Origin of the sequence: Actinomadura chokoriensis (assembly GCF_041463665.1) — a bacterium.
Classification (GTDB): Bacteria; Actinomycetota; Actinomycetes; order Streptosporangiales; family Streptosporangiaceae; genus Spirillospora; species Spirillospora chokoriensis_A.
In genome coordinates this window covers 1-6,179 of sequence record NZ_JAXCEJ010000053.1, presented here as the reverse complement: position 1 = coordinate 6,179, position 6,179 = coordinate 1, and the positions used below count along the sequence as shown (strand labels likewise).

Annotated in this window: 2 protein-coding genes; both read right to left on the bottom strand. The window is 73.2% G+C overall.

Annotated features, from left to right (window positions below; translation table 11 throughout):
* On the bottom strand, positions 1–4,610 hold a 4,610-nt coding region (locus tag SM418_RS37620), incomplete at its 3' end, for a non-ribosomal peptide synthetase (protein WP_371966173.1).
* Positions 4,607–6,179: condensation domain-containing protein (locus tag SM418_RS37615; protein ID WP_371946430.1), on the bottom strand; the 1,573-nt coding region annotated here is incomplete at its 5' end. The genes SM418_RS37620 and SM418_RS37615, both read right to left, overlap by 4 nt.

The following is a 6,179-nucleotide window of genomic DNA, read 5'->3' as shown; positions in this document are numbered from 1 at the left end:
AGACGGTTCGCCTTCGCGTTGACCTCGGCGTACGTCCACGACACACCCTCGAACGTCACGGCGGGCGCATCCGGACGCACCGCCGCCTGCGCCTCGAACAGCGCCGGGATCGTCGCCCGCTCGACGTCGCCGCTCTTGCCTCCTGCCCAGCGGCGCAGCAGCGTGCGGCGCTCGCTCCGGTCGAGGATCTCGGCGGTGGTGATGGGCGCGTCGGGGGCGGCGACCAGTTCGCGGACGAGGCGCTCGAAGCGGTCCGCGACGGTCACGGCCGTGTCGGCGTCGAACAGGTCGAGGGCGTATTCGAGACCGGCCTCGATGCCGCCGGGCGCGCCGTCGTCGCCGTGCCGTTCCTCCAGGTAGAGGGACAGGTCGTACTTGGCGGCACCGGCCGTCAGGGGTTCGGCGCCGCCGGTGAGGCCGTCCAGTTCGAGCCGGGCCTCCGGGTTGTTCTGGAACGACAGGGCGACCTGGAACAGCGGGTGCCGGGCCATCGACCGCGCCGGGTTGAGCACCTCGACGAGCCGCTCGAACGGAAGGTCCTGGTGCGCGTACGCGGCGAGGTCGGTCTCCTTCACCCGCGCGATCAGCTCCCGGAACGACGGATCCCCCGACGTGTCGGTGCGCAGGACGAGCATGTTCACGAACATGCCGACGAGATCGTCCAGCGCCTCGTCCATGCGGCCCGCGATGGGCGACCCGATCGGCACGTCTGTCCCGGCGCCGAGGCGGGTGAGCAGGGCGGCATAGGCGGCCTGCATGACCATGAAGAGGCTCGCGCCGTTCTCTCGCGCGAGGGCCAGGAGGCCCGCGTGCAGGTCGGCGTCCAACTCGAACGTGTGCGTTCCGCCCCGGTAGGACGCTTCCGCCGGGCGCGGCCGGTCGGCCGGAAGCCGCAACTCCTCCGGCAACCCGGCGAGGGCGTCCCGCCAGTACGCGAGCTGCCGCGACACCAGGCTCTCCGGATCGTCCTCGGAGCCCAGCAGTTCCTGCTGCCAGAGCGTGTAGTCCCCGTACTGGACGGGCAGCGGCGCCCACTGCGGCTCGCGTCCCTCCGCGCGGGCCGCGTAGGCGAGGATCACGTCGCGGGCGAGCGGCGCCATCGACCAGCCGTCCGCCGCGATGTGGTGCAGGACGAGCATCAGGACGTGGGTGCCGTCCCCGCCCGTTCCAGGACTGAGCGCGAACAGCCGGGCGCGCAGCGGCGGCTCGACCGACAGGTCGAAGCCGCGGCCGACCTCGGCGGCCAGGGCCATCGGCAGCGCCGCCTCGGCCGTCTCGGCGATGTCGAGGCGGGGCCGGGCGGCGGCCGGTTCGAGGACGAGCTGGCGGGCGGTGCCGGACCCGTCCGGGAAGATCGTGCGGAGCGGCTCGTGCCGCGCCACCACGTCGGCGAGCGCGGCGCGCAACGCGTCGAGGTCGAGCGCCCCGTTCAGCCGCAAAGCGATCGGCATGTTGAACGTCGCCGACGCGCCCTCGAACCGGTTGAGGAACCAGAGCCGCTGCTGCGCGTAGGAGAGCGGCACGACGTCCGGGCGCTCGGCCCGCACCAGCGGCGGGCGCACGGCGCCGGCCGCGTCGGCGAGGCGTTCGGCGAGCCCCGCGACGGTCGGCGCCTCGAACAGCGCCCGGACGGGCAGCTCGGCGCCGAGTGCGGACCGGACCCTGCTGACCAGCCGGGTCGCGGTGAGCGAGTCGCCGCCGAGGTCGAAGAATCCGTCGTCCACGCCGACCCTCGGCACGCCGAGGATGTCCGCGAACAGCCCGCAGAGGATCTCCTCCTGCGGGGAGCGCGGCTCGCGGCTCGCGGCGGCGCCGGTGTCGGGCGCGGGCAGCGCGGCCCGGTCGAGCTTGCCGTTCACGGTCAGCGGCAGCGCGTCCAGGACGGTGAACGCCGGGACCATGTAGTCGGGCAGCCGCTCCGCCGCGTACCGCCGGACGGCCGCGACGTCGACGTCCGGACCCACCACGTAGGCGGCGAGGCGCTTGTCGCCGGGCCGGTCCTCGCGGACGACGACGGCGGCCTGTGCGACGCCGTCGCATCCGGCGAGGACGTTCTCGATCTCGCCCGGTTCCACCCGGAAGCCGCGGATCTTCACCTGGTCGTCGGCGCGGCCGAGGTATTCGATCGTGCCGTCCGGCCGCCACCGGGCCCGGTCGCCGGTCCGGTACATGCGGTCGCCGGGCACGCCGAACGGGTCGGCGACGAACCGCTCGGCGGACAGGCCGGGCCGGTCGAGATACCCGCGCGCGAGCTGCGCTCCCGCTAGGTAGAGCTCACCGGGAACGCCCACGGGCGCGGGCTGAAGCGCGGTGTCGAGCACGTACGAGCGGGTGTTGCGGTGAGGGCCGCCGACCGATGGCTGCTCGCTGCGCGCCACCACCTGGTTCATGGTGTCGATGGTCGCCTCGGTGGGCCCGTAGAAGTTGCGTGTGGTGAGACCGGGAATCGCGCGGAGTTCGGCCCACAGGCTTTCGCCGATGGCCTCGCCGCCGAGGAGCAACTGCGTCGGCAGATGCCGCCCGTCGCCGTCCAGCAAACCTGCTTCGCGGAGCGAGGTGAAGTGCGACGGGGTGGTGTTCACCAGGTCGATCTGCGCGCGTGCCACGTACTCCGTGTACGCCTCAACGTCGCGGCGCGTGTCGTCGTCGACGAGGTGCAACTCGTGGCCGTACATCATCCACAGCAGCCCCATCCAGGACGTGTCGAACGAGAACGACGCAAGATGCGCGAACCGCATCCGCCGCCCGCCGGCGGCCTCGACCACCGGGTCGATGAACGCGTCCCGGTGCGCCTCGAAGTAGTTGAGCACGCCCACGTGCGGGACGGTCACGCCCTTGGGCCGCCCTGTGGATCCGGACGTGTAGATGACGTACGCGGCGTTCTCGGGCCGCAGCGCCCGGGACGGATCATGCGTCGGCCTCCCGACGGTGTCCGGGAAGTCGTCGGCGGTGATGGTGAGGGCCGGGCGTGCGTCCTCCAGCATGTAGGCGACGCGGTCGGACGGGTAGTCCGGGTCGATCGGGACGTAGGCCGCGCCCGCCTTCAACACGGCGAGGATCGCGACGACGATCTCTGGAGTACGCGGGAGGACGAGGGCCACCCGGTCTTCGGGGCCTACGCCTCGGCCGATCAACTCGTGAGCCAGGCGGTTGGCGCTTTCGTTCAGCTCCGAGTACGTGAGGGCGGTGCCGCCGCAGACGAGGGCCACGTCCGATGGCGTGCGGGCGGCCTGCGACTCGAAGAGGGCCGGAAGAGTGCCGGACGGGATCTCGCCGGCCGTATCGTTCCAGGCGGCCAGGGTCGCGCGCCCGGCGTCGTCCACGAGGCCGACCGTGCCGATCAGGCGGCCGGAGTCCTCGGCGAACGCCTCCAGGAAACGGCGGACGCGGGCGAGGAGCGCTTCGACGACCGGGCGTTCGTAGACGTCGGGGCGGTAGTGCAGGCGGAGCGACAGCCGCTCGCCGGGCGCGGCGACGAACGACAGGGGGAAGTGGGTCGCGTCGTAGGAGTCGGCCGCCGCGATGCGGACGCCGTTGAGGGAGCCGTCCATCGAGGACGGGTCGAACGGGTAGTTCTCCAGCACCGTCATCGTGTCGAACAGGGCGCCGCCGTGGCCCGCCGCGCGCTGGATCTCGGTGAGGCCCAGGTGGTGGTGGGCGAGGAGGTCGGTCTGCTCCTGCTGGAGGCGTTCCAGGAGGGAGCCGAGCGACTCGTCCATCCGGTAGCGGACGCGGATCGGCAGCGTGTTGATGAACAGCCCGATCATCTGCTCGATGCCGGGCAGTTCGGCCGGGCGGCCGGACACGGTCGCGCCGAACACCACGTCGTTCGTGCCGAGGAGCCGGCCGAGGACGAGCCCCCAGGCTCCCTGCAGCACGGTGCTCAGCGTGACGCCGTGGCGGCGGGCGGCCCGGGACAGGCGGCGGGTGGTCTTCTCGTCGAGTTCGGTGATGGTGCGCTTCGGAGGTTCCGGGGCGCGGGCGGCGGTCTCGGGGGCGACGAGGCTGGGCTCCTCCACGCCGTGCAGGGCGCGGCGCCACGCCTCTTCGGCGGCGGCGCGGTCCTGCTTCGCGAGCCAGGCCAGGTAGTTCTTGTACGGGGTGACGCGCGGCATCCCCGTGTCATGGCCGCCCTGCATGTAGAGCAGGAACAGCTCGGTCACGAGGATCGGCGTGGACCAGCCGTCCAGCAGGATGTGGTGATTCGTGAAGATCAGCCGGAACCGCTCGGGGCCCATCCGGACGAGGACGAACCGCAGCAGCGGCGGCGCGGTCATGTCGAAGCCGCGCGCCCGCTCCCGCGCGACGACGGCGTCGGCCTCGGCGCCGGACGCGGTGACCTCCTCCCACGGCGGCTCGACCGCACGCGGGATCACCTGGACGGGGCGCGACAGGTCCTCGTGCCAGAACGCGGCGCGAAGGTTGGCGTGGCGGCGCAGCAGCGTCCCGGCGGCGGTGCGCAGCGCGGCGGCGTCCAGGGGGCCCTCAAGGTCGAGGACGATCTGCGCCGTGTAGACATCGCCGTCGCCCGCGTCGAAGAGGGCGTGGAAGAAGAAACCCTGCTGCAGCGGCGACAGCGGCAGGATGTCCTCAAGGTCCCCCCGGTTCACGATTTCTGCCTCCACGCGGTCTGCAGCTTGTCGATCTCGCTCTGGTCCAGGTCTACGAGCAGGTCGGACGGGGTGAAGCCGGCCGCGTCCCCGGCGGCGGCGTCCGCGGCGAGGCCGCGCAGCGCGGTGAACCAGCCCTGGGCGAGTTCGCGGACGTCGGCGGACTCCAGCAGGCCGCCCGGCCACGTCCAGGTCGCCGACAGCACGGGCCCGCCGGGCAGGTCGCGGGTGACGGCGTTGATCTCCAGGACGTGCGCCATCGGCATCGCGGGGTCCTCGCCCGCGGGGAGTTCCTCGGACGCGAGGGTCCAGTCGGCGTCTTCGTCCCCGCCCGCGACGCGGCCGAGGTAGTTGAAGGCGATCTGCGCGCGCGGGACCGCGGCCAGCTCCTCGGCGGCCTCGCCGTCCCCGTAGCGCAGCAGGCCGTAGCCGATGCCGCCGTCCGGCACCGCCCTGAGCTGCTCCTTCACCGTCTTCAGCGCGGCGCCGCCGGTCGCGTTGCCCGCGTCCAGCCGGACGGGGTGGATCGAGGTGAACCAGCCGGCCGTCCGGGAGACGTCGGCGCCGGGCACGACGTCCTCGCGGCCGTGGCCCTCAAGGTCGATGAGGACGCCGGTGCCGCGCCCGCCCCGGTGCCGCCGCCACTGCGCGACGGCGAGGGCGAGGCCGGTGAGCAGGACGTCGTTGACGCGTCCGTGGAACGCCGCCGGGACGTCGGTGAGCAGCGGCCCGGTGACGTCGGCGGGCAGGTTGAGCGTGACCGAGCGGGCGCGGGCCGCGACGTCCACGCGCGGGTCGAGCGGGCGCTTGGCGAGGTTCTGCGGCGGGCCGTCGACGATGTCGAGCCAGTCCTCCAGCTCGTCCTCGTCCCGCTCGGCCGTGGTGAGCTTCTGCGCCCAGCGGCGGAACGACGTCGGGACGGGGTCGAGTGCTCCCCCGGCCCAGGCGGTGACGAGGTCGGGCAGGAGGATCCGCCAGGTCACGCCGTCCACGACGAGGTGGTGGAGGACGACGAGGAGCCGCCCCTGCTCCCGGCCCGCGTCGAACCAGACGAGCTGCGCCATCGTCCCGGCGGACGGGTCGAGGCGTTCGCGGGCGGCCCCGGCCTGCTCGGTGATGACGGACTGGAGCTTGTCGGCGTCCAGCCCGGCGACGTCCATGCGGGTGACCAGGCCGGCCGCGTCGCACGTCCCGGGCGGCCGGACGACGGGCTGCCACCCGTCCAGGCGGAGCCGGAGGACGTCGTGGTGGTCCAGGAGCGTCTGGAACGCGGCGGTCAGCCGCTCGATCCCGAGATCCGGCGGCGTGCGCAGCAGCGTCGACTGGTGGAAGCCGCGGATCAGCGCGGTGTCGCCGGCCACCCGGTCGCGCAGCCACGCGACGATCGGGGTGACGGGGACGGGGCCGACCCCGGCGCCGGGGGCCTCGGCCTCGATCTCCTGTCCCTCGCCGACCGGTTGTGCGGTGGCGGCCAGTTCCTCGACGGTCTGGTGCTGGAACACATCACGGGGCGTGATGACCAGGCCGGACTGACGGGCACGGGACACCAGCTGGATCGCGATGATCGAG